At 48.3% G+C, this 835-nt stretch carries 1 protein-coding gene and 1 pseudogene; one reads left to right on the forward strand and one right to left on the reverse strand.

Features of this window, described 5'->3' with window-relative positions:
• On the forward strand, positions 1-510 hold a 510-nt coding region (locus R7Q48_RS26095), incomplete at its 5' end, for a substrate binding domain-containing protein (RefSeq protein WP_318133092.1).
• Positions 511-529: 19 nt separating this feature from the next.
• On the opposite strand, the pseudogene R7Q48_RS26100 reads toward R7Q48_RS26095, so the two are convergent.
• Positions 530-835, reverse strand: a pseudogene (locus R7Q48_RS26100) (response regulator transcription factor); the annotation flags it as partial.

Genomic DNA, 835 nt, shown 5'->3' on the forward strand with positions numbered 1-835 from the left:
GACTTCTCTTCGCCTCGTATTGATTTGATTGAAGATCAGTTTGATGTCGCATTTCGCATGGGGGACTTGGATGATGCAGGGTTTGTCGCGCGCAAGCTGATGACGGTTGACATGGTCACCCTCGCAAGCCCTAGCTATGTGCAGCAATATGGCATGCCAAAACACCCAAAAGAGCTGGCCGAACATCGAACTCTGACTGGTTCGGTTACGCGTTGGAGCTATCGTAAAGCAGAGAACCCAAATGACCACGCCGATGTGGTCGTAAAAGGCAACTTGCGCTGTAAAAATGGACGAGCGTTAGTCATGGGTGCGCAGCACGGCAACGGCATTATTCGTGTTCCACTGAGTTACTGTGCAGAAGAAGTGGAGCTAGGCCAACTGATAAAAGTGATGCCAGATTGGGAAATTCCGTCGGTGCCCTTTTCCGCCATATTCCATCGAGATCGCTATCAACCGAAACGACTGCGAACTTTTATCGATTTCATCAAACAGAAGTTTGAAGATTCCTAATCTTACAGCTCAGCTCTCGCTAGATGGGATTCTCCAACTTGCCATAAATGTAGGCCAATTCTGCGACGGTTTTGGCTGAGAACTTTTTCAGTAAGCTGGCTCGATGAACTTCCACTGTTCTCATTGCAATGCACAGCTCATCCGCAATTCGAATATTGCGCTTACCAGCAATGATCAAACGTAAGATATCTTTTTCGCGCGGCGTTAGTGATTCCTACGCCGCTCTTGCCGCCACCATATCGAGGCTCGCCGCCGACTGCATCTGACCATGTAATATTGCTTGAGCCAGTTCATCGCCTTTAACTGGTTTTTGGAAAAAGTTGAC

This window comes from Vibrio sp. 378, from assembly GCF_033339435.1.